This is a genomic window from Permianibacter aggregans (genome assembly GCF_009756665.1).
GTDB lineage: Bacteria > Pseudomonadota > Gammaproteobacteria > Enterobacterales > Permianibacteraceae > Permianibacter > Permianibacter aggregans.
In genome coordinates this window covers 2580419-2604182 of record NZ_CP037953.1, presented here as the reverse complement: position 1 = coordinate 2604182, position 23764 = coordinate 2580419, and the positions used below count along the sequence as shown (strand labels likewise).

Annotated in this window: 23 protein-coding genes; 12 read left to right on the top strand and 11 right to left on the bottom strand. The window is 57.0% G+C overall.

Annotated elements, in window-relative coordinates; all coding sequences use genetic code 11:
• The first annotated feature begins 44 nt into the window (after positions 1 to 44).
• Genes E2H98_RS11510 through E2H98_RS11500 form a run of 3 tightly spaced genes read left to right on the top strand, consistent with a single transcriptional unit; the run spans position 45 to position 4210 of the window.
• Positions 45 to 1112, top strand: a complete 1068-nt coding sequence (locus E2H98_RS11510; RefSeq protein WP_133591184.1) for an HD domain-containing phosphohydrolase — start codon at positions 45 to 47, stop codon at positions 1110 to 1112.
• Entirely contained in the window at positions 1109 to 3319 is a 2211-nt protein-coding gene (locus E2H98_RS11505) for an ATP-binding protein (protein ID WP_133591182.1), read from the top strand. Before E2H98_RS11510 ends, E2H98_RS11505 begins: the two co-directional genes overlap by 4 nt.
• Positions 3320 to 3328: 9 nt before the next feature.
• Positions 3329 to 4210, top strand: coding sequence for a DUF6694 family lipoprotein (locus E2H98_RS11500; RefSeq protein WP_133591180.1), 882 nt, complete (start codon positions 3329 to 3331; stop codon positions 4208 to 4210).
• Positions 4211 to 4415: 205 nt separating this feature from the next.
• On the opposite strand, the gene E2H98_RS11495 is transcribed toward E2H98_RS11500, so the two are convergent.
• Positions 4416 to 5027: a hypothetical protein gene (locus tag E2H98_RS11495; RefSeq protein ID WP_133591178.1), complete on the bottom strand. Its 612-nt coding sequence runs from the start codon at positions 5025 to 5027 to the stop codon at positions 4416 to 4418.
• A gap of 169 nt (positions 5028 to 5196) precedes the next feature.
• On the opposite strand from E2H98_RS11495, the gene E2H98_RS11490 reads away from it, so the two are divergent.
• Positions 5197 to 5760, top strand: coding sequence for a TIGR00645 family protein (locus E2H98_RS11490; RefSeq protein WP_133591176.1), 564 nt, complete (start codon positions 5197 to 5199; stop codon positions 5758 to 5760).
• A 77-nt stretch (positions 5761 to 5837) separates the two neighbouring features.
• On the opposite strand, the gene ppa is transcribed toward E2H98_RS11490, so the two are convergent.
• On the bottom strand, positions 5838 to 6377 hold the full coding sequence (gene ppa / locus E2H98_RS11485; protein ID WP_133591174.1) for an inorganic diphosphatase: 540 nt from the start codon (positions 6375 to 6377) through the stop codon (positions 5838 to 5840).
• A 259-nt stretch (positions 6378 to 6636) separates the two neighbouring features.
• Between ppa and E2H98_RS11480 the strand changes: the two genes are divergently transcribed.
• The 4 genes from E2H98_RS11480 to E2H98_RS11465 all read left to right on the top strand — a co-directional run bounded on the left by E2H98_RS11480 (position 6637) and on the right by E2H98_RS11465 (position 10152).
• Positions 6637 to 7251: a TonB family protein gene (locus E2H98_RS11480; protein WP_157591360.1), complete on the top strand. Its 615-nt coding sequence runs from the start codon at positions 6637 to 6639 to the stop codon at positions 7249 to 7251.
• Between the two features lie 107 nt (positions 7252 to 7358).
• Positions 7359 to 9347: a tetratricopeptide repeat-containing diguanylate cyclase gene (locus tag E2H98_RS11475; protein WP_133591170.1), complete on the top strand. Its 1989-nt coding sequence runs from the start codon at positions 7359 to 7361 to the stop codon at positions 9345 to 9347.
• A gap of 145 nt (positions 9348 to 9492) precedes the next feature.
• Positions 9493 to 9789 carry a hypothetical protein gene (locus tag E2H98_RS11470; protein ID WP_133591168.1) on the top strand — a complete coding sequence of 99 codons (297 nt, stop codon included), beginning with the start codon at positions 9493 to 9495 and terminating at the stop codon, positions 9787 to 9789.
• A 30-nt stretch (positions 9790 to 9819) separates the two neighbouring features.
• Positions 9820 to 10152: a hypothetical protein gene (locus E2H98_RS11465; protein ID WP_133591166.1), complete on the top strand. Its 333-nt coding sequence runs from the start codon at positions 9820 to 9822 to the stop codon at positions 10150 to 10152.
• On the opposite strand, the gene ubiA is transcribed toward E2H98_RS11465, so the two are convergent.
• Both ubiA and E2H98_RS11455 read right to left on the bottom strand, forming a co-directional pair.
• Entirely contained in the window at positions 10149 to 11024 is an 876-nt protein-coding gene (gene ubiA, locus E2H98_RS11460) for a 4-hydroxybenzoate octaprenyltransferase (protein WP_133591164.1), read from the bottom strand. The two genes, E2H98_RS11465 and ubiA, sit on opposite strands and share 4 nt — an antisense overlap.
• A complete protein-coding gene (locus E2H98_RS11455; RefSeq protein ID WP_133591162.1) occupies positions 10993 to 11550 on the bottom strand; it encodes a chorismate--pyruvate lyase family protein in 558 nt (185 codons plus the stop codon). Before E2H98_RS11455 ends, ubiA begins: the two co-directional genes overlap by 32 nt.
• Positions 11551 to 11705: 155 nt before the next feature.
• On the opposite strand from E2H98_RS11455, the gene E2H98_RS11450 reads away from it, so the two are divergent.
• Positions 11706 to 11873, top strand: coding sequence for a rubredoxin (locus E2H98_RS11450; protein ID WP_133591160.1), 168 nt, complete (start codon positions 11706 to 11708; stop codon positions 11871 to 11873).
• A 130-nt stretch (positions 11874 to 12003) separates the two neighbouring features.
• Positions 12004 to 12417 carry a flagellar basal body-associated FliL family protein gene (locus tag E2H98_RS11445; RefSeq protein WP_133591158.1) on the top strand — a complete coding sequence of 138 codons (414 nt, stop codon included), beginning with the start codon at positions 12004 to 12006 and terminating at the stop codon, positions 12415 to 12417.
• Positions 12418 to 12698: 281 nt separating this feature from the next.
• Here E2H98_RS11445 and E2H98_RS11440 read toward each other — a convergent pair whose 3' ends face one another.
• The 4 genes from E2H98_RS11440 to E2H98_RS11425 all read right to left on the bottom strand — a co-directional run bounded on the left by E2H98_RS11440 (position 12699) and on the right by E2H98_RS11425 (position 15976).
• A complete protein-coding gene (locus E2H98_RS11440; protein WP_133591155.1) occupies positions 12699 to 14327 on the bottom strand; it encodes a diguanylate cyclase domain-containing protein in 1629 nt (542 codons plus the stop codon).
• A 99-nt stretch (positions 14328 to 14426) separates the two neighbouring features.
• On the bottom strand, positions 14427 to 14747 hold the full coding sequence (glpE, locus tag E2H98_RS11435; protein WP_408634803.1) for a thiosulfate sulfurtransferase GlpE: 321 nt from the start codon (positions 14745 to 14747) through the stop codon (positions 14427 to 14429).
• A 9-nt stretch (positions 14748 to 14756) separates the two neighbouring features.
• Positions 14757 to 15230 carry a GNAT family N-acetyltransferase gene (locus tag E2H98_RS11430; protein ID WP_198325105.1) on the bottom strand — a complete coding sequence of 158 codons (474 nt, stop codon included), beginning with the start codon at positions 15228 to 15230 and terminating at the stop codon, positions 14757 to 14759.
• Positions 15231 to 15400: 170 nt separating this feature from the next.
• Positions 15401 to 15976 carry a TIGR04211 family SH3 domain-containing protein gene (locus E2H98_RS11425; protein WP_133591153.1) on the bottom strand — a complete coding sequence of 192 codons (576 nt, stop codon included), beginning with the start codon at positions 15974 to 15976 and terminating at the stop codon, positions 15401 to 15403.
• A 120-nt stretch (positions 15977 to 16096) separates the two neighbouring features.
• On the opposite strand from E2H98_RS11425, the gene E2H98_RS11420 reads away from it, so the two are divergent.
• Positions 16097 to 17611, top strand: coding sequence for a CYTH and CHAD domain-containing protein (locus E2H98_RS11420; RefSeq protein WP_157591359.1), 1515 nt, complete (start codon positions 16097 to 16099; stop codon positions 17609 to 17611).
• A gap of 44 nt (positions 17612 to 17655) precedes the next feature.
• Here the strand turns inward: E2H98_RS11420 and E2H98_RS11415 are convergent, their stop codons facing one another.
• The 3 genes from E2H98_RS11415 to E2H98_RS11405 all read right to left on the bottom strand — a co-directional run bounded on the left by E2H98_RS11415 (position 17656) and on the right by E2H98_RS11405 (position 20707).
• Positions 17656 to 17976: a hypothetical protein gene (locus tag E2H98_RS11415; RefSeq protein WP_133591149.1), complete on the bottom strand. Its 321-nt coding sequence runs from the start codon at positions 17974 to 17976 to the stop codon at positions 17656 to 17658.
• A 173-nt stretch (positions 17977 to 18149) separates the two neighbouring features.
• The gene (locus E2H98_RS11410) at positions 18150 to 20099 is read right to left on the bottom strand and encodes a M48 family metallopeptidase (protein ID WP_133591147.1); all 1950 of its coding nucleotides are present in this window, start codon (positions 20097 to 20099) and stop codon (positions 18150 to 18152) included.
• A gap of 20 nt (positions 20100 to 20119) precedes the next feature.
• A complete protein-coding gene (locus E2H98_RS11405) occupies positions 20120 to 20707 on the bottom strand; it encodes a LemA family protein (protein ID WP_133591145.1) in 588 nt (195 codons plus the stop codon).
• Between the two features lie 169 nt (positions 20708 to 20876).
• Between E2H98_RS11405 and glnE the strand changes: the two genes are divergently transcribed.
• Positions 20877 to 23750: a bifunctional [glutamate--ammonia ligase]-adenylyl-L-tyrosine phosphorylase/[glutamate--ammonia-ligase] adenylyltransferase gene (gene glnE / locus E2H98_RS11400; RefSeq protein ID WP_133591143.1), complete on the top strand. Its 2874-nt coding sequence runs from the start codon at positions 20877 to 20879 to the stop codon at positions 23748 to 23750.
• Positions 23751 to 23764 lie beyond the last annotated feature (14 nt).

Below are 23764 nucleotides of genomic sequence, written 5' to 3'. Positions count from 1 at the left end.
ATGCGTTCTAGACTGTAGAAACAGTAGAGCGGGAAGACGGACCCATGAAAGGTCGTATTCTGGTCGTCGATGACAACAGCACCAATCTCGCCGTGTTAGGTGAATTATTGGAACGTAGCGGTTATGAGGTGCGCGCCGCCAACAGCGGCGAAATGGCCGTTGCCATCGCACCGGACGTGCGTCCGGAATTGGTGCTGCTCGATGTCATGATGCCAGGCGGCATTGATGGCTATGAAACCTGCCAGCGCCTGCGCCGACTGTCTGGCTACCAGGGTGTGCCGGTATTGTTTTTGTCCGCTGACAATGCCCCGCAAAGCAAGGTCAAAGGCTTTCAGGTCGGCGGCACCGATTACGTCAGCAAGCCGTTCCAGGCTGATGAACTGCTGGCCCGGATCAGCAGCCAGCTCGAATTGCATCGCTTGCGCCATCAGCTCGAAGACGAAGTGGCGCGCAAAACCCGCAAAGTGCAGGACTTGCTCAGCGAGCTGAACCGCACCTATGAAAAATCGCTGGCGCTGCTCGCCCGCGCGGGTGAATTCCGCGATGCCGAAACCGGTAACCACACCCGGCGCATCGGCGAATACGCTTACCGGATGGCCGAGCTGCTCGGCTGCGACACCAGCTTCTGTCATCACATCCGCCATGCGGCTCCGCTGCACGATATCGGCAAAGTGGCGATACCGGACCGCATTCTGTTGAAAGAAGGCCCGCTCGACAGCGAAGAATGGGTGGTCATGCGCAGCCATGCAGAAAAAGGCGCGGCGATTTTGCGCGCCTACGAAGAGCCGCTGTTTCTGATGGCCGCCGAAATCGCCGGCAATCATCATGAGCGCTTTGACGGCAGCGGTTATCCGCAAGGGCTGGCCGGCCAGCATATTCCGCTGGCGGCGCGCATCACGACGCTGGTTGATACTTACGATGCGCTGCGCTCGCGCCGGCCTTATAAACCGGCGTTCGAGCATGAGCGAGCCATTCAAGTACTGACCGAGGGCGATGGCCGTACCGCCCCGATTCATTTCGACCCGGAACTGCTGGCCGCGTTGGTTCGGCATCAGGATTTGTTCATGGAAGTGTTTGATAAGGACCATCTGGTCGCAGAGGGTAATGCATGACCGAAAACCGGCAAAGAGCCAGCCTGCGCTGGCAGTTATTCGTCCGGCTGGCCTTGTTGGTGCTGGCGCTGATCCCGATGTTTGGCATCGTCCGTTATTACTTTTCCGAAAACGCGCTGACCGCCGAATTCAAAGCCAAACGCGAGGGCGCGGCCGAAGTGCTGGCGGTGTCCTTGCGCGAGCCGCTATGGGACTTGGATGATTTTCAGGTCGCCGAAGCAGTCAGTGCCTTCTCGTACATGAAAGAGCTGCAAGCGGTGAAAATCACCGAGACCGGCGCCTCCAGTTATGAGCGCGTCTATTTGCGCATGCATCCGGAATCACCGCTGGAGCCAGCGCAGTCGGTGATCCGCACCGCTATTGAAGCCAATGTTCAACAACCGTTCAAAGTGATGTTTCGCGATGCTGAACTGGCCAATGGCGTGTTGTATTTCAGCAATGATGAGTTCGAAACACGCTTGCGCGAAACGATGATCGAACTGGTCATTCAGATGGTGCTGTTTTCCTTCATCGTGCTGGCGCTGATTTACCTGCTGCTGGAACGCTTTGTCGGCACGCCACTGATGCGCTTGAAAAAAGCCGTCGCCACCGGTGCCGAACCGGATGCGCTGGCCAACGTCACCGAACAATTGCCGGACAACGAAATCCGCACCTTCGCCGAACACTACTCGCGGGTGTTGAACGACTTGCGCAATCACCAGCAGCATTTGACCGAAATGGTGTTGCAACGCACCCGCGCGCTCAGCGACAGCAACGAACAATTGGCCGCCGAAATCGAGCAACGCAGCCGGATGGAGCAGGACTTGATCGCCGCCCGCCAGCAAGCGGAGCAGGCCAGCGAAGCGAAAACCTATTTCCTGGCGCACATGAGTCATGAATTACGCACGCCACTGAATGGCATCATCGGCTATTCGCAACTGCTGTCGCAGGGTACTGACAGTGTTCAGGAAATGAACGAGTACGTGACCAATATTGGTCGCTGTGCCGATCACCTGCTGGAGCTGATTAACCGCATTCTCGACTTGTCGAAAATCGAACACGGCCGTATGGATGTGTTGGTGGCGCCGTTTGCCTTGCATCGCTTGCTTGACGATGTCGTCGCGGTCATTCAACCGCGCGCCGATTCCCGCCATCTGGCGCTGAACCAGCATCGTGATGAAGACGTGCCGGCGGTCGTCGAAGGTGACGCCGCCAAGCTGCGCCAGGTGTTGATCAACTTGCTCGGCAACGCCGTCAAATTCACCGAGCATGGCAGCATCACGCTGGAGGTGCGCTGGCTCGGTGAAGACATCATCGAATTTGCCGTGCGCGATACCGGCGTCGGCATTTCCAGTCGCGATATGGAGCGTATTTTCGAACCGTTCCAGCAAGCCGGTACGCTGCCGCAACAATGGCGTCAGGAAGGCACGGGTTTGGGCTTGTCGATTTCCCGTCGACTGGTGCAAATGATGGGCGGCGAGCTGATTGCCGACAGCCAGGAAGGCAAAGGCTCGCATTTCCGCTTCCGAATCAAAATGCCGGCCTCGCATCTGGACTTGCCCGCGATGGACGCCAACTCGGCGGTGACGCTGGCCGACGGCCAAAGCTTCAAGGTCATGGTCGTCGATGATGTTTCGCACAACCGCGACGCCTTGACCAAACAACTGATGCGCATGGGTTTCGATGTCCGAGCCGTCGACTCCGGGCCAGCGGCACTGGACGCGATGCAGCAGCAGCCAGCCGACCTGGTGTTCATGGATATCCGGATGCCGGGCATGGACGGCATCACCTGCGCCCGCGAGATGCGCAAGCGCTATGCCGACGTGCGCATTCTGGCCTACACCGCCAGTGTCTTCGACGCCGAGGTCAACAGCGAGATTCTCAGCAATTTCGATGACCTGATCCTGAAACCGGTCGATATCGGCCAGGTGGTCGGCACCCTGTCGAAAAACCTGCCGGTCCGTTTCGTCTCCAAAACCAACCGTCCGTCTGCAACGGTCGCACCAGAATCCGGCTCTGTGTCACAATTAACCGAAGCCGAACGTGCCCATCTGAGCTCTTGGCTCGCTTCCGGCGCGCTGACCCGGATCCGCGAGTTTGCCGATGGGTTGCGCAAGGAAACCGGCGACAAGGCCCAGCTCGGAGAAACCCTGTACCGGCTGGCACGCGCCTACGATATTGAAGGATTGAGGCGTTTACTGCAGGTATCCGATGCCAATGAGTCCTGAGCCGTCAAGATGAGCCTAGCCACTGATTTCCGTCGTCACTCTCGTTTACTGAGCCTGGGTGCCAGCCTGTTGCTGGCGCTGTCGTTAAGCGCCTGCCAACCGAAAGCCGATAGCTCCGATGCTGAAAGCCTCACCGACAGCTTGGCCGCGATGCAAAAAGAACGCTCGGCCGAGGAAAAGGCCCGGCTGGCCCGCGCTTTATACATTCTGGCCCTGACCGAAACCGGCCACCTCGGTGATCCACCCACTGACGCGGTCGCCATTGCCGAAGACGCCACCCTGGGCCCAGCGCTGCTGCGAGTGCTGGATGGCGACACCTACGAGGACATCGTCGAGAAAGCCACCGAGATCCGCTCGGCCGAACTGCAGCAGGCCATCCATGCTGCCCAGCGCGCCCAGCAGGATGTCCGGGCCCGGATGGCGCAGGCCAATGCCGAAATCACCCAGCTGCGCGACTTTTCGGTGGCCCGCGCGGAATACGGCTGGACCAAAGGCGATTACTTGCCGCAGGCCTTCGTTGAGTTCGAGCTGTCCAACCTCAGCGATGAGCAAGTGACTGGCATCAAGATGCGTGGCCGCTTGAGTACACCAGATCGCGAAGATCCTTGGGTGTTTGAAGTGCTGTCGCACGACATGGTCCGGCCGTTGCCGAAAAAAACCACTCAGCAATACCGGCTGGTGCCCAACCAGTTCTCGGCCTGGGGCAACCGCAAGCTGCAAAACCGGCGTGATACCCGCCTCGCTCTGGAAATCATCAATATCCGGGTTGGAACCGAATGGCTGGTCAGCGCCGATCCCTTGCTACTGGAAAAAGAACTGCAGCACTACCTGACGGCAGAGCAAGGCGCGCGCGCCGAGCTGGATGCCATCCGCGCCAAGGGTCATATCTAATCCCGGCCCCTTACAGCCGCACCTCCCCGCTGATTTTTTCTCGACAAAAAAAGAGGCACGAATTGCTTCGTGCCTCCCGGACAGATCTTGTGCGAGGAACCCTATTGCCCGCACAAGATTTGCACACCCAGTAGACCGTTGTTACCTGTCGCTTGCAGTAACTTAAAACACAGCCATTGCGTGAATATGTCGGGCATTGTTTGCTTCACCAGTCACCAAGGATGGTACCGATGACAATGCCGGCCAGAATCGCGTCACCGACATGGTGGTAGCGACAACCAACATGCACGTGGTAACCGCTATGGAAGTAATGCGGATCGTAGAAATGGCTGTACCAGTGCGACGGCAGGTAGTGATAGCCGTGATGGCCGTGCCGACCCTGCACCACGATTACCGGCCGCTGATAACCATAATGAGTCCAGTGCGGATGGCGGTGGCGCGGATAATCGTAGTAGTGGCGATGACGATCATGATGATGGCGGTAGCGATGCGAGTCATGACGATAATCGTGATCGCGTGAACGGGCGTGGCGGTCGTCACGATGATTCTGCACGTAACGATGGTCATCACGATGATCAGGACGATGGTCGGGGCGATGCTCGCGCCGATCGCGATCATGATGACCTTGGTCGCGGCCGCGGTGTTCGCCGCGGTAATCATTGCCACGGTGATTGTCTCTGGACGACTGTGCCTGATGCCTTGCACCACTGCTTTGGCTGTAATTGGCACTGCGGCCTTCGTCGCGATGTTCCTTGGCGGCGACCGGCAACACCAGCAGACCGGCACAGAGTGCGGCATACCAAACTTTCGTTGCCATGGTGAGCTCCTCAATCGGTTTACCCTAGCGTCGAAGCCAGTGTCGCAAAGGGCAACTGAATTGGAGCTGAACCCGAAATTTTCGTGACAAGCCGATGGCAGCCGCTTAACAGCGCGACGTTATGCCCGTAAAATTCGCGGCCATTGCCAACACAACAAGTGAGTGCATTGTGGAGAGAGTAATCGAACGGATGATGTACGCCAGCCGCTGGGTATTGGCGCCGATTTACATCGGTTTGGTGTTGGCGTTGATGGCGCTTGGCATCAAATTTTTCCAGGAAGTGTTTCATCTGCTGCCGCGCTTGTTTGCTGAAAAGCCAATCGGCGAAGGTGATTTGATTCTGGTCGTGTTGGCGCTGGTGGACATGGCGCTGGTTGGCGGCTTGCTGGTCATGGTGATGTTCTCCGGTTACGAAAATTTCGTGTCGAAACTGGATGTGCAAGGCGCGGAAAAACTCGACTGGATGGGCAAGCTCGACGCCAATACGCTGAAGCAAAAAGTCGCCGCGTCAATCGTCGCCATTTCCTCGATTCACCTGCTGCAGAAATTCATTGGTGTCGACAAACTCTATGGCAGCAATTGCGCGGAAAAGCCGGAGAAAATGAGCGAATGTCTGCGGATGGCGGAAAACGCCAATGAAATGCTGATGTGGTATGTGATCATCCACATGACCTTTGTGCTGTCGGCATTCATGATGGGCATGCTCGACAAGAAAACCAAATCGGCGACCTGAACGCCGAACGATTTGAAAACCGAGTGTTCAGCCAATAAAAAACGCCGCGAATCGCGGCGTTTTTTATTGCGGAGCAATTATTTCTTGACGCTATCCTGATAACGCTGCAACGAACTCAGGATTTCGCTGCGAGCCGCATCCGGGCCGTCCCAACCGAGCACTTTGACCCATTTACCCTTTTCCAGATCTTTATAGTGCTCAAAGAAATGCTGGATCTGGTGCAACAAAATTTCTGGCAAATCTTCGTGCGTTTTCACTTTGTTGTAGAGCGGCGTCAGCTTGGCAACCGGCACCGCGATCAGCTTGGCGTCACCACCGGCTTCATCTTCCATCTTCAACACGCCAACCGTGCGGCAGCGAATGACCACGCCGGCCTGCAACGGGAATGGCGTCACGACCAGCACATCGGCCGGATCTCCGTCTTCGGAAATGGTGTGCGGAATGTAACCATAGTTGCACGGATAGTGCATCGCGGTGCCCATGAAACGATCGACGAAAATGGCACCGGAATCCTTGTCCACTTCGTATTTGATCGGATCGGCATGGGCCGGAATTTCGATGATGACGTTGACTTCGTCCGGCAGGTTCTTGCCGGCATGTACTTCTTTCAGGGCCATGATGTAACGCGTCCAGAATCGGGCTAGAGAGCTAAAACGACCGGCATTATACCTGACATGCTGCGATGCAGCGAGTGGCGGGCCAAGTGGTTATATCGAAAGCGGCGACGCCGAACAGCGCCGCCATAGTATGCCGTTAATGCCGGCATTTGGCGCGGCAGTATTACCACGAATGGCACGACCTAATGCGCTATCGATCCGTCGCGGCGATGCCCATGCTGAAAACGCAGGATGAATGGGGAGAGAAGGAGGAATCATCATGCGCAAGTTGTTACTGAGCTTGTTTTCCGGCGCCACGATCGCGTTTGTATTGCTGATTCTGATGGCGCAGTTGGTGGCGTTTCGCGGCGAAAGGCCGACTGCCAAGCCGCCGAAAGTCGTCGATACGTTTACGCCAGAGAGGAAAACCGAACCACTTCCACCAAAGAAACAGCTACCGGAGCAACCGAAGCCAGCCATTGCGCCAGCACCGACCGGGATCAGCACGCCGCTGGAACCGAATCCCGTCGCAAGGCCGGTTACGGTTATCCCGGAAACGCCGACCACGACGCGACTGTCAATCGACTGGTTACCAACCGGAATAGGCGAGCAAATGCCTACGCACGGTAAGGACGGTGTCTTGCGCGCCCTCCGCCAGCTACAACCGATGTACCCGATCGATGCCCGTGAACGCGGCATTGAAGGTCAGGTCACCTTGCGTTTCGTTGTCGATGCACGTGGCCTGGTCAGCGATATCGAAGTGTTGGACAGTCAACCGCGCGGGGTATTCGAAAAGGCCGCACGTATGGCGGTATCACGCTGGCAATACGAGAACCCTGAGCAGAAACCCATCAGCCAAACCGTGACCTTGAGTTTCGCGCTAGAACAGCCGTAAACCCATGGCAAACGAATCAGCATTCCGACGCTGATTCGTTTGCACTCTCGGCAATCGCCGCTTATTGTAGGCAGTGTAATCGGCACATCCTAACCAATAAGCACACCATGTCGGCACGCCGTTTGAAATCCAGGTTGTTTGTTTCGCTGCCCGCGTGGTTCCGCGCGGGCTTCGCGCGGCTTGGCGCGCATCAGCAGTGGCGCAAGCACCTACCGTTTATGCTGATGCCATGGTTACTGTCTGGTGCGCTGATGGCGGCGCCGGCAAACAACGAAACTCAGAAAAGTCCTGATCCGAAAGCCGAGCAGGTTCGGCAATTGATGGATGCCGCTGAGCGACAATTCAGCGAGGATTTCGAACAGGCAAAAGCCGCATTGAATCAGGCCAAGGCGCTGAATCAGGAATTATCTGACACGGCCTTGTCGTTGGAGCTGGCTTCACTGGAATGCTGGTTCATCGTCGAGCGCGACATCAACGAAGCACGCCTGTTTGCCGAAACGATGATGTCCAGCATCGATGCCAGTACTTATCCGGTGCGTTACGCGGAAATGCGTTTGTGCTGGGGTTACACCTCTGAACAAATCGGCAATCTCAATGAGGCGGCCGAAGCTTATGAGTTCGCAGTCAGCGAAGGGCGCCGCCTGAACGAACCGGAACTGCTAGCCAGCGCGCTCGGTTCACGTGGCGACTTGCGTTCTTATCGTGGTGACTACTCGAACGCGCTCGAAGATTTGAAAGAAAGCTACGAGTTGTACTCCGCGCTGAACGACGAATTTTTCATTCGCTACACGCTCAATTCCATCGCCAATTTGTATGCCCGCATTGGTGAATATCCGCAGGCGATCGAATACTACCGCGAGCTGCTGGTGCACGATGAACAACGCGGCAACCCGGGTGCCATTGCCGTCACCGTCTACAACATCGGTCGCTCACTCGAATCAAAAGGCGATCTGGAGGAAGCCCGCAGCCATTTTGAGCGGGTCGTGACCCTGGCCCAGCAGGCACGTGATGGTAATCTCGAATACAGCGCCCGTCGCTCGTTGGCCAGCATTCTGTTGAAACGACAACAACCGAAAGAAGCGCTGGCGATTCTCAATGAAGTAATCGCTTTTTTTGAGCGCCAGAAAGATCCGCAGATGATTGCGATAACGCGCGCCTCGCGCGGCATGGCATTCCGCCTGCTCGGTCAACCGAAAGCCGCGATTATCGATCTCGATTTGGCCCTGGAAGAATTTCTGGCCGGCCAGAATGTTCGCGGCATTGCCGAAGTCGAGTTGGAGCGGGCGAAAACCTTTGCCGCCGCAGGCGAGTACGAGCAAGCCTATCAGGCACTGAGCCAGCATGTGCAAGCACACGCAACACTGGATCTGAATTTGCGCGAAGAACAAACCACCAGGATGCGGGTATTGTTCGACAGCGAACAAAAAGAAAAAACCAACGCGGCATTGCTGCGCGAAAAAGCCTTGCAGCAAAAGCAACTTGAAGACAGCCGCCGGATCCGCTGGTTGCAGTCGATGACACTGCTGCTGGCCGTGGCGCTGATTATTGTGCTGCTGATGTTGATCGCCAAGCATCTGCGTCAATCACGAAGAATGAGCGCGATGGCGATGACTGACGAGCTGACCCAGATCGCCAATCGCCGTCATATATTCCAGTTTGCCGAGCAGCAGATTGCCCAGTCCAAACGTTATCGCTCGCCGTTCACGGTGTTGGTCATGGACATCGATTATTTCAAGCGCATCAACGATACCTATGGTCACAACGCCGGTGATCTGGTGCTGCAAAAACTGGCCAAGGCGATGTCCGGCGAATTGCGCGAAGGCGACAAGCTCGGCCGCACCGGTGGTGAAGAATTCATGGCGGTGTTGCCGATGACCGAGTATCGCTCAGCGATGGATGTCGCCGAGCGCCTGAAAACCGCCGTCGCGCAACTGGAATTCAAGACCATCGATCCGGCCTTGACAGTAACCGTCAGCATCGGTGTCGCGCAATGGCGTGAAGGCGACAACAATGTCTCGCTGATCATGCGCCGCGCCGACGATGCGCTGTATCGCGCCAAAGGCGCCGGCCGCAACAAGGTGGAACTGGCCGACTGAGTCATTGCTGCTCAGCGCAGCGTTTTCGACAGATGGTCAGATTTGCCTATACTTCAGGCATAACACATGAGCCCTGCCTGATTGTTCATCCGTTTTTCGAATTGGGGAGCCTGCCGACCGCAGGCTGATCCGAGATGTTGTCCGCTTGTTGCTGATCGGTAAGTTTCTGCTGGTCATATTTGCGCTTTTCCTTTCATCGGTGTCGCTGGCGGCAACCCCGTCATCGCTGCAAAGTGCGCTTGATGACTTGCGCAATCGCTCCTATTTGTTGAATGAAGATCAGATCCGCCCGAAACTGAAGCGTATTGCCGAACAATTCACGGCCGACACCCCACAAGCGATTCGCGACGATTGGACAACGCAGCATTGCCGGGTATTCAAACCGACTGCTGAGCAAACCGGATTCGATTACGCCAACGCGCAATTGATTGAATTTCAATAACGTGGCAATAACGCCGGAGGTGTTGAACTGATGCGTTGTCAGGCGGCCTTGCTTGGCATTGCCGGTGAATTAAGCCAAGCGGAAACGGCGTTCAATGCCGCCTATTCGCAATCACAAGCGCTGAACGATGTGCGCTTGCAAGCCGACAGCCTGTTGGCGCGCGGAGAGTTTTATGCCTACACCGCCAATCTGGCGCTGGCGTTAACCGATTTGCTGTTGTCACAACGCTTGTTCGAGGCACTGGAGCTGGAGCATGCCTCGATTGGCAACTTGACCAATCTGGCCCATGTTTATCGCCGGCTCGGCGGTCACGAAAAATCCCGAGAGTACTATCAAGCAGTCATTGAGCGCGCTTGCTGCTAAAGGGGGTAATCAAGCATCAGTCCCAACGTCAGCGCTGCACCATAGGCATTGTTCAACTGAAAAGCGCGAAAGCAATCGTCCGGTTTGCGACGGCGCGCGATCCACATTTGATAGATCGCGATCAGCAGCGCAACACTCCAACCCAACAAAAACCAGAATCCGCGCTCCATCCTTAAACCGGCCATCAGAAAACCGGTTAGCGCCATGCCGTGAATGATCGACACGGCGGCGATATCGGCTTCACCAAACAGAATCGCCGTCGACTTGATGCCGATTTGCAGATCGTCCTTGCGATCGACCATGCCGTACAACGTGTCATAGGCAAGCACCCAGAGCAGCGTGCTGGTGAACAACAACCAGGCAATCGGAGGCAATTCGTTTTTTACCGCCGCGAATGCCATCGGAATCGCCCACGCAAACGCGGCACCGAGCACCACTTGCGGAAAGTAGGTGTAGCGCTTCATGAACGGATACAGCGCGGCAATGGCGATGGCCACAAACGACAACCAGATCGTAAAGTTGTTCAGCGTGATGACCAATGCGAATGACAGCCAGGCCAGCACCAGAAACGTCAATATGGCCTGCTTCGGTGTGATGCGGCCATCGGCCAACGGCCGTTGCCGGGTACGACTGACATGCGCGTCGAAATGACGATCGGCGTAATCGTTGATCACGCAACCGCAGGCGCGCATCAGCGCCGTGCCAAGCACGAACACGGCGAGAATCGGCAGCGGCGGCAGTCCTTCGGCGGCATACCAGAGCGCCCACAGCACCGGCCACAGCAACAGGAAAATGCCGACCGGTTTGTGCCAGCGCATCAGTTCGATAAATGGCCGGGCTTCAGCCCAAAGGGTTTGCCATTGGCGCGACATGATTCCCCCAGTAAATCAAATCCGGCAGCAGCACTTCCTGCACCAGTAGCGGCATGCGGCGATACAAGAACACCGAGCGGCGAGCCGGCAGTCCTTGACTGAACACGATGCCATGAGCACGTAAACGTGCCGCCAACGGCTGACGGGCGGTCAGGCGGCAGAATTCCAGATTGGTGCGCTGGCCTTCTCCAGCGAACAGCAGACTACCCAACGCCTGGGTGCCAAGCTTGGTCAGCTCCCGGTTCGGGCCACGCAAGCTGGCGGCCGGAATCACCGAACGGGCAAACACCCATTGCTGCTGCTCACCGACCAGCAATACCTCGCGCACAAAAGCCTGGCGCACGCCCATCATCTGCAACGCTAGCGCTTCTTCGCCGCGTGCAGTGCTCCAACCTTCACTGAGCGGACGTACCGCGATGTCACCGAGTCGCGATCGCAACGCCGCCGTGAACGAGCCCGGTTCCAGCAATAGCCGCTGCAATACCGGGCGCAGCGCCGGCGCGTCGTTCTGCCATGGATTCAACATGAACGCCTGTCTGCTCCCCGGCGTACCACAAAGGCCGGCATTATAGGGGCTTGAGCAGGGAATCGCCGGGAAACTTCCGATGAGCGCTTGCCAGCGGCGTACTGGATCGTTATAACGGCGGCCGTTTTCCTCCAAGCAGTTTTCAGGGTGTGGCAATGAAGAAATGGCAATGTCTGGTTTGTGGCCTGGTTTACGACGAGTCGCTCGGCTGGCCGGAAGACGGTATCGCCGCCGGTACCGCCTGGACTGATGTACCGGACGATTGGCTGTGCCCGGACTGCGGCGTCGGCAAACTCGATTTTGAAATGGTGGAAATCGATTGAACCGGCACCACGGTTCGCGTTCAACATGAAGATTATGTGAAGCGGCGCCGGTTTTTCGCACAAACCCGGAAAATCGGCAGACGCTGTCTATACTTGGGGCACCTTCGTTGTTTTATCCCCAAAAGTGACCATGCGTAAGCTGCTGTTGTGCTGTTTCTCTGCCCTGTTGTTTTCCTCAAGCCTGTTCGCCGCCGGCGGCACCAAAGATGCCGATCCGGAAGGCGTCAAATACCTTGAGCTATTCCCGAATCTGGTGACCAATTACCAGCGCAACGACAATAAAGTCGGCTTTCTCAGTGTTGGCATTCAGCTGAAAATTCAGGGTGCGATCAATCTCGAAGCGGTAAAAAAACACACGCCGTTATTGCAGGACACTGTCGTGTGGTTGATGCGCTCGCAAACGGAAGACACGATCAAAAGCGTCGAGCAACGGGAAGCGCTGCGTCAGGAAACGCTGAAGCAGCTGTCGGAAAAAATCCAAACCGAAACCCAACAGGAAGGCTTGATTCTCGACGTGCTGTTTACCAAATACATCTGGCAATAAATAACCGGCCACTGTATTTTTGCATGACGAAAACGGCGCTTCGCCGTTTTCGTTTTTTATGACCCCGGACACAACTAGAAGCTATCTCAAAAATAGTCTGGGCGATGGCGAGGTGCGCGAAGAGGAGCGCAGGGACCGGAGTTTACAAATCGTAAATGAGGATTGTTCGCCACATCCATGTGGCTCACCCTCCGGGTTCCACGAAAATCCGCTCCTGGCGGATTTTTCCGAGCACCGCATTCGCGCAGATCGCCGAGCTCCAGGCATTTTTGAGATGGCTTCTAGGCTTTCGCAGAAGGCTCGCGCTCATCGGCGATATCAAAACGATCGCGTCCCTGCTGCTTGGCTCGATACAGCGCCTGATCGGCTTGAGTCAGCCAGTCATCAATGGTATCGGTTGCACTCGGCACACCGGATTTGACGCCGACGCTGATCGTGACAATCTTGCGTGCTCCGCCGGCCTCATGCACCAAGTGCAAGTCGCGAACGATGTCCAGCGCCCGCTGAGCGGCGGCTTTGCCCCCAGCGATCTCGGTTTGCGGCAACACGACGATGAATTCCTCGCCGCCAATTCTGGCCACCAGATCGGTGGAACGCTTCACAGCTTTTTGTAATGCTTCGCTGATTGCAATCAGACAATGATCGCCGGCCTGATGCCCATAAAAATCGTTGTAACGCTTGAACCAGTCGACATCGACAATCATCAACGTCAACGCCGTTTTCTCGCGCACCGCGTGCAACCACTCACGAGCAATCACCTGCTCAAATTGACGCCGGTTCGGCAAACCGGTTAACGGATCGGTCAATGACAACAGCTCAATTTCCCGGCGATAATCATTCAGTTCTTCATTCATGCTGTTGAAACTGCGGATCAGACGCCGCAATTCGCTGGCACCGACTTCCTGCAATTGCAGGTTCAACTCGGGATTCTGTTCGATGTTGCGCAATCCATCGGTGACTACGCGCAACGGATTGAGCAATTCACGCAGCAACACCCGGTACAGGACAAACGCCAGAACCAATGTGAATACGCACAGCAGAATGATCGCCCAGTACAAATTGCTGAATGCCTGCAAGGTCAGCGTGCGCGGCAATGACAACACTGTATATACTTGGTCACCGTAAAACTCCGGGATCGGTCGCCACAACCACAACAACTTGTCGGCAACCACGCCATCGTAGGCACTACCATTTGCCAGTGTTGCCAGAAACCGATCGCCTTCGATGCTGACAATCGGGCGCATGGCGCCGGCCGGTCGCAGCATGAACTCCACCGACGCATTGCGGCTCAACTCATCAATCCGCTCGCGATCCAGGGCCCGCATCATCAGCAATACGCCGGCCGGATCACGTTCGTGTTCCAATGTGATGGGGCGCGCCACAATCAGAATCGGATGGTCTTCGACATAGAGCATCAGGTGACGTTGCTGATAACGCTCAGCCTCGCTATGCACGGGTCGCAACAAGGGTTGAATGATGGCCGGAAAGTAGGGGCTCTCTGGCGCCAGGGCACTTTCAATTACCGGTTGGTAATGCTCGCCATTACGGTAAAAATGGGTTTCACGCAGACGGCCGTCAGCGGTAACCACGGCAATCATATCCATACCGGTGGTGGAGGCGTTTTCTGCCGTCAGGTTGTTTTGATAGAACGCTTCATCGTACTGCCGGGCGTAGGCATACATCTCGGTCCATGACGCCCAATCCCCACACATCAAGGCGATCAGCCGACGTTGTTGATCAATGGCGGCCATCACCCGCTGCATATCGCGGCCGGCGCTATCCTGTTCCAGAGCGAGAAATGATGGCCCAACAAAACGCACGAACAGCAACGCCAGTAGCAGCATCAGCGCCAGCGCTGCCGACAGAATGACGACCAGAATTTTGCTGCGTATGCCATGAAACGCGAACATGGAGTGTTGCTGGCCTTATCGGCAGCCGGTCCATGAACACAAGTGTAGAAGCCCTGCGGAAAATCGCCCGCGACGACAATCGGGGTTGGCGTTTTGGAATTAGCGCCCGACAAACGGCAGTTGTTTACGCCAGGCCTCAAAGCCGCCATCGACACTAAAAACCTGCTCGAAACCCTGCTGGGCCAGGAACTGCGCCGCCTGTTGCGAGCTATGGCCGTGATAGCACATGACCAGCAAGGGCTTGTCATGGTCGGCCTGCTGCAAAAATTGCTGCAGGTTTTCGTTACTGAGCCGGGTGGCGCCATCGACATGGGCGGCCTCGAACGCGTTCGGGTCGCGAATATCGACCAGCACGGCGTTTTCGTTCTGCATTTTCGTCTGTGCCTGCAGACAACTGATGCGTTCAAAACTTTTCATCATTACATCCCATTACTGTGCGCGGGCTGGCGACCATTGCGCCAACGGGCAGACCATGTGCCGATGCGGAATGCCATCTTCAAGATAGGGCTCGCCGAACACCTGAAAACCGGCGCGCTGATAAAACGCCAACAAGTAGGATTGCGCGCCGATTTCGCAGCGTGCTTGCGGAAAGCGTTGTTGCAGTTCCTGCAAACCTTGCTGCACCAGTTGCCGGGTGTAGCCACCGCCGCGGGCTTCGAATGCACTGCAAACCCGGCCCAGCGACACGACATCGGGCCGCTCGGCCGTCGGCGGCAGCAAGCGCAAATAGGCGAGCATCTTGCCGCCTTGCTGACACCACAAATGCAGCGCCGTTTGATCGAGGTTATCGATATCCGGAAACGGGCACATCTGCTCGATAATGAACACGTCCTGACGCAGTTTCAGCAACTGATACAGTTCATCGAGACTCAGCTCGTCGAAATGTTTTAAATGGAATTCCACACTCGGTTCCTGGTGCCTGAAATTCAGAGTTAAAGCGGTCACCAAAATGTCTGGGCGATGGCGAGGTGCGTGAATAGCAGCGGAGGAACCGGAGTTTACAAATAGTAAATGAGGACTCCGAGCACCGCATTCGCGCAGATCGCCGAGCTCCAGGCATCTTGGTGACTGCTTTAATGCCAGCCATCTCTTCGTTTGCCTTTGATTGCAGAAACTAACCAGCCCAAAACCAAACCAGCCAACATCACCAGCGCCCCGGCATACAACACTTCGCTTTGAAAGCGTTCTTCGAGCCGGGAGTTTTGCTGGGTCAGCACTTCGATCTGGTTTTCCAGCTCAACGACACGCACTTGCAGTTCATGGGCCTGCTGCTGCAATTGTTCCTGACTCGGGGCGTTGTTCTTGATCCATTCCAGTTCGCCAGCCGCCGCATCGAAATCGCGTTTCAGCGCGTTGAAACGGACCAGCGCCGGCGGTTCGGTGACCACCCGTTCGGCTTCTATCCAGCCTTCGATACCACTCGCTGAGCGCACCCGCAGGAAACCGGTGCCGGGCGCTTTTTCCAGCACCGTCACCACTTCGCCGGCTTTCAGTTGGTTGACGATTTTCTGTTCACGGGCGGCACCGGAACGCAGCGGCGCCGTCAGTTGATCGCTGATATAAAACGTTTCCTGCGCTTTCTCTGCTTCGGCAGCCATTGCCAGCCCGGCTGCACTCCACAGCAGCATCGCCATCCACCCTTTGTGCACCGTCAAACCGCCTTCAATCTTGGCAAGAAAAGATGGCCGGCATTGTAACAGCGGTGCGCGCGTCTAATGAATGGAATGCAGGTACAATGCCGACCACTCCGCCGCCACACTCTGCGTTGCATGACTGTCGAATTCGAACTGAAGCTCAGCACCGACCCGGACACCCTCGATACGCTGGCCAGCACCCGCTTGCCGGAAGGCTGGCAGACCGAAGACTGGCAAAGCAGCCAGTTGCAGAATCACTATTACGACAACGAAGACGCCGATTTACTGGCGCGCCGAATCGCCCTGCGCATACGCGGCGAGAACGGCCGCTACACGCAAACCATCAAAGCCGCCGGCCAAACCATCGGCGGCCTGCATCAACGGCTGGAATTCGACCATCCGGTCACTAGCCTGGCGCTTGATGCCAGCGGTTTTCCGGACCAGGAATGGGCCGGCTGGCTGGCCGCGCAGGTGCGCGCCGAGCTGCTGATGCCGGTATTTCGCACCGACTTTCTCCGTCGCGCCCGCCGCCTGCGGCATGTATCGGGCACTGAAGTCGAGTTGGCGTTGGACCTCGGCTCGGTCAGCACCGATGACGAGCAAGAAGCCATTTGCGAAATCGAGCTGGAACTGAAGCAGGGCGAAGCCGGGCCGATGTTCGAGCTGGCCCGGCACCTGATTGAGCACCACCCGCTGGTGCCGGACAACCGCAGCAAAGCCGAACGCGGTTATCGCCTGCTGGAATGGCATACGCCGCCGGAATCGAGGCTGGCGCCGCTGGAGCTGGCCGAGGACGCTAGCCTCTGGACCATTTTTACCGAGGCGATTGGCACCGCCTGGTCACACTGGCAGCGCTATGAGAAAGAGTTTCTGAGCCTGCCTTCGGTGCAATCCGTCGAACAAATGCGGCGGGCCGTCGGGCTGATGCGTCATATTCTGGTTTGCTACAACGGTCTGCCATTACCTGAGATGGTGCAACGCTGGACCCGGCAACTGACCCGGATGATGAAGACCCTGCATTGGGTACGCTACGCTCGGGCTCAGAACGCCGCCGACCGCATTATCCTGTCGACCCAGGGTGAGCACTACCTGCCGCATCATGAAGAATTTGAAGACATTCTGCCGGACGAGCGCCTGTTCGCCAGCGGTATGGAGCAAACCCAGCAATTGCTGAGTAGCCGCGAATACGCCCGCTTTTCGCTCGATATGGCGGAATTCCTGCTGCTGCCGCCGGTGCCGGCGCCGGAACTGCAGGAACAAGCAGCGGAACGGGCAACGGCGCTGGTCATTCGGCAGTGGGGCGATTTGCAGACCATTTGGCGTGAAGCGCCAGTCGCGGCCGATTTCGAGTACTACACCCAGCAGCGGCGCTTGCTGCGCCGGGCGCTGTGGAGTTCGTTGCTGTTCGGCGATTTATTCGAACACCGCCAGCGGGATTTGTTTATCGACCCCTGCCGAGATTTGCTAGCCGGCGTCGAAGACATCGCGACCCTGAACTGCCTGGAGCAAATGGCCAAACAGCTACCACCGGAAACGGCGCAGGAAGTTGCCAACTGGCTGGCCGCGCAGCGGGAAACACTATGGACGGCCTTGCAGATGACCCGCGACCGGGCGCTGCGCGCCGAACCAGATGATTTGGAAAGCGATTGAAAGAAAAAAGCGCCGAATTCGGCGCTTTTTCTTGATACCAAGACTTACTCGTTGCTGGCCGTGGTGGCCGGCTCCGAAGCGCTGGCTTCGCAGGTCCAGCCCCAGCCTTGCAGCTTGGCGAGCAGCTCATCGGCCTTGACCGTGCACTGATCGACATTGACTTCAAAGTGCCAGAGTTTGGCGGCCGGTGCGTCCGGCATTTCGGTCACTTTCGTGTACTCGACGTCGCAGGGTTTGCTGCTGTCACCGTCGACATGCACGACTTCGACCTTGCGCACCATGTCGCCCATTTTGCAGATTTGGGCATCGGCCAACACAGCGCCGGAAACCATCAGCAACGACGTTACGGCTACAAACATTTTCATTTTGAATCTCGCTCCATGAACACGCTTACGCGGACGCCTAGTTTCGTCGCTTCGGCTGATGGCCGCAAGCGGGATCCAGTCTGTCGTTAAGTGAAGGGGCTGGCCAAAGCCATTTCGATGTAAGTATTCACTCCTGTCAAGGCCATTGTTATTGCTATCAAAGTTGTTCGCAGTCAGGCTTGCTTAGGCAACAACGGCATCGCGCAATTCAGTCGTTCGGCAATCGCTCGCAGCAACTCCCGCTCTTCGACAGAAACCTGGTTATCGGCTAACGTCAGTTCAGTCAGCGTTGCCAGCAGCGGCTTTTTCAGCAGCGGCGACAGTCGGTCCAGCACGTCCAGCGCTTCGTCGAAAGCCACCGCCTCGAAGCGTTCCGGCAAAGCCTGTTCGCCCGCCAATTCAAAGCTGCTCAGCGCCTGGCGGAATTGCTCGACTTTTTCCGGGTTGCGACCCGGCTCGCCGCAGCAAAAGACGAAGGTACCGAGCACCGTCACCAGCGCCTGCTGCACCTGGGTAAAACGGCTCAACGTCGGCCCCTTGTGCTGTTTCGGCAAGGCCCATTGCCGGACCAGCGTGTACTGGATGAACTCGGCCAGACTGATTTGCTGGTCCTGACGAGCAATACCGAGCAAAGCTTGCAACAGTTGCTGCTTCTGCAGCTTGTCGAGTTCCTGCACGGCCAGCTTGCACAGGTTCAGCAGTGCCATACGCGGTTCTGGCTGCAGCTGATTGACCTCGTCGCAGAGGGCCGGCAGCCGTTGCCGTTGCTCATCATTCAGGGTTTTCGCCAGCAATGGCTGTAGCGTCTTGTCGATCGGCTGGCGATGCAGCATCAGCGCGATCAGCAGCATCGCCACCTGCCGGCGATCATGAGCCAGTTGATGCAGATCCAGCGCTATCGTTTCCAGCAGCGCTTCGGCCTGAGCCAATTGCTCCGGCTGGACGGTGCCAATCGACGCCATGATCGCTGCCGGCGCCAGCACGTCAGCACCGGGCATATTGAAACCGGGTGCGGCGGCTTTCGGCGTGGCGACTGATGCCGCTTTCACCTCCGCTTCCGCCTGTTCCTGCTGCCGGCGCAGTTGCTGGCGCACCAGCACTTCCGGGCTGAAACCAAGCGCCTTGATGCGCTCCGGCAGCGGAGGATGAGTCGACAACATGCCGGACATCTGCACTTTCACCGATTCGCCAAAGCACATATGGCTCATGTCCTCGGCGTGGGCATTCATCAGCAGCGACTGGCCGCTATGGCTCTGGATTTTTGCCAGCGCACCGGCAATGCCGCTGTTGTCGCGGGTGAACTGCACAGCCGAGGCGTCGGCCAGAAATTCGCGCTGGCGGGAAACGCCAGCCTTGATCAAACGGCCGAAGAACAAACCGAGATAACCGACCACCAACAACGCGACGCCGAGCAGAATAATGGCCAGCACACCGCCGCCGCTGTCCTTGTCATTGCTGCGCCGGCCGGAGAATCGGATGTGGCGAATGATGAATTCGCCGAGCTGGCCAATCAGCAAAATACCGGCCAACACACCGAGCAAGTGCACATTCAGGCGCATGTCGTAATTGAGGATATGGCTGTATTCGTGGGCGATAACGCCCTGCAGTTCCTGACGGTTCAGCGTTTGCAGCGCGCCTTTGGTCACGACCAAAACGGTGTCTTGCTGATTGAGGCCGGCAACAAAAGCATTGATACCGGTTTCATGGTCCATGACATACAGCGCCGGCACCGGCGTGCCGGAGGCAATCGACATTTCCTCGACGATGTTGATCAGGCGTCGCTCATCCGGGTCTTTGCTGTCTGCGGCAATGCGCCGAGCGCCAACCAGATTGGCGACATCTTTGCCGCCGCCGCTGATGCGCAGCCAGTTGATGCCGCTGCCAAGCCCAATGACCAGCACGGTCACCAAGCTGACGACCAAGCCGGCTTTGCTGAGCATCCAACTGACAAAACCGCCGACCTGAATGTCGTAATCGGTCAGCAGCATCGGCGCACCGACTTTGACGGCCAGGTAACAGCCGAGATTGACCGCCAGCACCAAGGCAATGACGGCCAAAACAAACAGCGTAACCAGCCAACGCGTGCGCTTGCGGGCCCAGTCCTGACGACCGAAAAAATCCATCTGTGTACGCCGTCAGGGAATCAGCTGAACTGGACGCGCACGGCTTGCCGCATTTCGGCGTTGTCGACCTCGAACAGCTGCGCTTCCTTGAAGCCGAAATTATTGGCGATCAAATTGTTAGGCACTTTCTCGCGCTCGGTGTTGTAGGTCATTACCGCGTCGTTGAACGCCTGACGGGCGAACGCCACTTTGTTCTCGGTGGCGCTCAGTTCTTCCATGACATTGCGCATCGTTGATTCGGCTTTCAGTTCAGGGTAATTCTCGGCCAGCGCAAAGAAACGGGTCATCGCGCCAGTCAGCGCCTGTTCGGCGGCCATGACTTTTTGCACCGCTTCGGCATCGTCCGGCTGGGCGGCGGCGTTACGGTTGGCATTGGAGGCGACGTTACGGGCAGCAATAACCGCTTCCAGCGTTTCCCGCTCGTGCTTCATATAGGCTTTGGCGGTTTCCACCAGGTTCGGGATCAAATCGTAACGACGGTTCAACTGCACATCGATTTGCGCATAACTGTTGCGAAAGCGGTTACGCAGGCTGACCAGTTTGTTGTAGACACTGATGCCCCAGAAAACGATCACCGCCACAATGGCCAACACAATCCAGAATTCCATCGTCAACTCTCCCCCAAGGTGAAAACAGGCAAATACTGCCCGGATAAACGCCGGTCATCTTCGCACAAAGCATTGTGTAGACGATACGGCACACTGTCATTAAACAAACCCGGTCTTGGGCATTCAAGCTAAGATAGTTTCCAACTGTAACAATTCTGGTCACCCAAACATGTCCGCTTCCGCCTTTCAGCCCAGCTTGACCGACGCCCTGCTCGACAAGGGCCTGCAGCGCTGGCAGCAAGTTGAGGCGCTGGCCAGCGGAAAATGGCCGTCCAGTTTCAAAAGCCAGGCGCAGACGGCGTTCGCACTCAGCGATTTTGTTTTCGAGAACGTGCAGCGCGAACCGAATCTGCTGATCGAACTGTTACAAACCGGTCGGCTGCAACTCGACGAGCGCGTTGCCCAGTATTTCCAGCATGGCGATTCGCTGGCGGCCATAAAGGAAGAAAATGAACTGATGCGTGCGCTGCGCCGGTGGCGCCAGCAGGAAATGCTGTGCATTGCCTGGCGTGATATCAACGGCTTGGCACCTGTCGAGGAAACGCTGCGGCATCTGTCGCAATTTGCCGACGCCGTGATCAGCACCGCGATGCGCTTTATCGAACAGGAATTTGCCAGCCGCCATGGTCAACCTCTGACTGAGAACGGCACGCCGCAACAGATGCTGATTCTCGGCATGGGCAAACTCGGTGGGGAAGAGCTGAATTTTTCTTCCGATATCGATTTGATTTTTGCCTACAGCGAGGACGGCGAAACTGCTGGCCCGCGCAAAATGGAGCACCAGAGTTTTTTCACCCGCGTCGGTCAGAAACTGATCCAGTTGTTATCAACACCGACCGCCGATGGCATTGTGTTCCGCACCGACATGCGCTTGCGTCCATACGGCGACAGCGGCCCGTTGGCGATGTCGCTCGATGCCATGGAAGATTACTATCAGGATCAGGGCCGCGAATGGGAACGCTTCGCGATGATCAAAGCCCGGGTCATGCACGGCGACCCGAACGTGCGTGAACGATATGCGGCGATGATCAAACCATTCGTTTACCGACGCTATATCGATTACGGCGTGCTGGAAGCGATACGCCGTTTGAAAGCACTTATCAACCAGGATTTACGCCGTAAACAACACGGCGACAACATCAAACTCGGTGCTGGCGGCATTCGCGAAGTGGAATTCATTGTCCAGGCCTTTCAGCTGATCAAAGGCGGCCGTGAACCGATGCTGCAATCGCGGCAACTGTTACCGACGTTGACGGCACTCGACAAACTGGGCTTACTCGAACAACACGAAGCCAAACAACTGCGTGAGAGTTATTTATTTCTTCGCAAAGCTGAAAACATTCTGCAGGCGCAGCGTGATCAGCAAACGCAAATTCTGCCCGACAACGATGAGCGCAAGGCGATGCTGGCCGCCAGTCTTGGCTATGTCGACTACAAAGATTTTCGCATCGCACTCGATCAGCATCGCGACGCCGTGCACAGTCTTTTTGCCGGCGTATTCGGCGCGCCGACGCCGCTGGCCGACAAACCACAAGCGCCCTCGCCGTTCCGCTCGCTGTGGTTACAGCAACTGCCGGAAAACGAAGCGCTGACCGTGCTGAAAAAACACGGCTTTACCGGCGCCGAGGAAACGCTGGAAACGCTGTACAGTTTTCGTCGCTCGACAATGCTGCGGCAATTATCGGAGCGCGGTCGCACCCGTATCGACAGCCTGATGCCCCTGCTGCTGACGCAAAGCGCCTCGACTGAAGCGCCAGACGAGGCCTTGAAGCGCGTCATGCAACTGCTGAAAGCAGTGTGTCGACGCACCGCCTATCTGGAATTGCTCAGCGAAAACCAAACGGCGTTATCGCATCTGGTCAAGCTTTGCGGCGAAAGCATTTTCATCAGCAATTTGCTGACCCAGTTTCCGATTCTGCTCGATGATTTGCTCGACGCCGAAGCGCTCTACCAACCACCGGCACCGGACACTTTGCGCCAGGAATTGCAGCTGGCCTTGCTGCGCATTGAGCGTGATGATCAAGAGCTGCTGATGGAAACGCTGCGCGAGTTTCGCAACAGTCATATGCTGCGAGTGGCCGCGGCCAATCTCGCTGGCGCGCTCGATATCGTACAAGTGTCGCGACAGTTGACCGCGCTCGCCGAAGCCATTTTGTCGGAAGTGTTGGAGCTCGCCTGGCAGCAACTGGCGCACAAACACGGTCAGCCGCCGCTGCTCCATGAAGAAAAGCCGTTTCTGATTATTGGCTACGGCAAACTCGGCGGCGGTGAGCTCAGTTTTTCTTCCGATCTGGATTTGGTGTTTTTGTACGAAGGCGATGTCAACGCCATCACTGACGGCGAAAGATCGATCGGTATCGATCAGTTTTTTACCCGTCTTGCCCAGCGCATCATGCACATGCTCAGCACCCGCACGCCGGCTGGCATTTTGTATGAAGTCGATACCCGCTTGCGCCCCTCCGGCAGTTCCGGTTTGCTGGTTTGCTCGCTGGAAGCTTACGCGCAATACCAAGACGATGAAGCCTGGACCTGGGAACATCAGGCGCTGGTGCGCGCCCGTGCCGTCGCCGGCAGTCAGCGACTGGCAACGCGCTTTCGCGAGATGCGTTTGAAAGTGCTGCAGCGTTCACGGCCGATCGAAAAGCTGCGCGCCGATGTCATCTCGATGCGCAACAAAATGCGCGAAGCGCTGGATAAATCAAACACCCAGTGCTGGGACATCAAGCAAGGCGAAGGCGGCGTCATTGATATCGAGTTTCTGGTTCAGTACTGGGTACTGCAACACGCCGGTGATTTGGACCGGGCGCTGCAACTTTCCCATTCGGTCAGTCTGCTGGAACAGCTGGCCGAGCGTGACCTGATTGCCGAAACCGATGTCGCCAGTCTGCGTGAGGCTTACCGGGTCTATCGCGATACCGTTAACCGGCTGTCGCTGCAGGACAAGCCGAACCTGCTCGGCCCGGAACAAATGCGCGAGCATCGCGACAAGGTGCTGGCCATTTGGCAGCGCCACATGGCAGAGCAATCAGAGGAGGGCAGATAGGCCTGCTCAAGCTC

Excerpts from the sequence above, each read along its gene's own strand:
- E2H98_RS11510 (WP_133591184.1), top strand. The coding sequence starts at position 45 with ATGAAAGGTCGTATTCTGGTCGTCGATGACAACAGCACCAATCTCGCC.
- E2H98_RS11505 (WP_133591182.1), top strand. The coding sequence starts at position 1,109 with ATGACCGAAAACCGGCAAAGAGCCAGCCTGCGCTGGCAGTTATTCGTC.
- E2H98_RS11500 (WP_133591180.1), top strand. The coding sequence starts at position 3,329 with ATGAGCCTAGCCACTGATTTCCGTCGTCACTCTCGTTTACTGAGCCTG.
- E2H98_RS11495 (WP_133591178.1), bottom strand. The coding sequence starts at position 5,027 with ATGGCAACGAAAGTTTGGTATGCCGCACTCTGTGCCGGTCTGCTGGTG.
- ppa (WP_133591174.1), bottom strand. The coding sequence starts at position 6,377 with ATGGCCCTGAAAGAAGTACATGCCGGCAAGAACCTGCCGGACGAAGTC.
- E2H98_RS11480 (WP_157591360.1), top strand. The coding sequence starts at position 6,637 with ATGCGCAAGTTGTTACTGAGCTTGTTTTCCGGCGCCACGATCGCGTTT.
- E2H98_RS11475 (WP_133591170.1), top strand. The coding sequence starts at position 7,359 with ATGTCGGCACGCCGTTTGAAATCCAGGTTGTTTGTTTCGCTGCCCGCG.
- E2H98_RS11465 (WP_133591166.1), top strand. The coding sequence starts at position 9,820 with ATGCGTTGTCAGGCGGCCTTGCTTGGCATTGCCGGTGAATTAAGCCAA.
- ubiA (WP_133591164.1), bottom strand. The coding sequence starts at position 11,024 with ATGTCGCGCCAATGGCAAACCCTTTGGGCTGAAGCCCGGCCATTTATC.
- E2H98_RS11455 (WP_133591162.1), bottom strand. The coding sequence starts at position 11,550 with ATGTTGAATCCATGGCAGAACGACGCGCCGGCGCTGCGCCCGGTATTG.
- E2H98_RS11450 (WP_133591160.1), top strand. The coding sequence starts at position 11,706 with ATGAAGAAATGGCAATGTCTGGTTTGTGGCCTGGTTTACGACGAGTCG.
- E2H98_RS11445 (WP_133591158.1), top strand. The coding sequence starts at position 12,004 with ATGCGTAAGCTGCTGTTGTGCTGTTTCTCTGCCCTGTTGTTTTCCTCA.
- E2H98_RS11440 (WP_133591155.1), bottom strand. The coding sequence starts at position 14,327 with ATGTTCGCGTTTCATGGCATACGCAGCAAAATTCTGGTCGTCATTCTG.
- glpE (WP_408634803.1), bottom strand. The coding sequence starts at position 14,747 with ATGATGAAAAGTTTTGAACGCATCAGTTGTCTGCAGGCACAGACGAAA.
- E2H98_RS11420 (WP_157591359.1), top strand. The coding sequence starts at position 16,097 with ATGACTGTCGAATTCGAACTGAAGCTCAGCACCGACCCGGACACCCTC.
- E2H98_RS11415 (WP_133591149.1), bottom strand. The coding sequence starts at position 17,976 with ATGAAAATGTTTGTAGCCGTAACGTCGTTGCTGATGGTTTCCGGCGCT.
- E2H98_RS11410 (WP_133591147.1), bottom strand. The coding sequence starts at position 20,099 with ATGGATTTTTTCGGTCGTCAGGACTGGGCCCGCAAGCGCACGCGTTGG.
- E2H98_RS11405 (WP_133591145.1), bottom strand. The coding sequence starts at position 20,707 with ATGGAATTCTGGATTGTGTTGGCCATTGTGGCGGTGATCGTTTTCTGG.
- glnE (WP_133591143.1), top strand. The coding sequence starts at position 20,877 with ATGTCCGCTTCCGCCTTTCAGCCCAGCTTGACCGACGCCCTGCTCGAC.